General features: G+C 54.6%; 1 rRNA gene. It reads left to right on the top strand.

From position 1 onward, the window contains the following. Nucleotides 1-521: ribosomal RNA gene (locus tag ACTJJD_RS19325) — 16S ribosomal RNA — on the top strand; the annotation flags it as partial. Nucleotides 522-540: the final 19 nt, after the last annotated feature.

Raw genomic sequence — 540 nt, 5'->3', positions numbered from 1 at the left:
CTTTCCCTTCGGGGACAGAGTGACAGGTGGTGCATGGTTGTCGTCAGCTCGTGTCGTGAGATGTTGGGTTAAGTCCCGCAACGAGCGCAACCCTTGATCTTAGTTGCCAGCATTTAGTTGGGCACTCTAAGGTGACTGCCGGTGACAAACCGGAGGAAGGTGGGGATGACGTCAAATCATCATGCCCCTTATGACCTGGGCTACACACGTGCTACAATGGACAGAACAAAGGGCTGCGAGACCGCAAGGTTTAGCCAATCCCACAAATCTGTTCTCAGTTCGGATCGCAGTCTGCAACTCGACTGCGTGAAGCTGGAATCGCTAGTAATCGCGGATCAGCATGCCGCGGTGAATACGTTCCCGGGCCTTGTACACACCGCCCGTCACACCACGAGAGTTTGCAACACCCGAAGTCGGTGAGGTAACCTTTATGGAGCCAGCCGCCGAAGGTGGGGCAGATGATTGGGGTGAAGTCGTAACAAGGTAGCCGTATCGGAAGGTGCGGCTGGATCACCTCCTTTCTAAGGATATATGGAGCAG

This window comes from Bacillus sp. 22446 (genome assembly GCF_052044955.1).
Taxonomy (GTDB): Bacteria; Bacillota; Bacilli; order Bacillales; family Bacillaceae; genus Bacillus; species Bacillus altitudinis.
The sequence above is the reverse complement of the archived record's forward strand: the minus strand, read 5'-3'. Positions and strand labels throughout refer to the sequence as shown.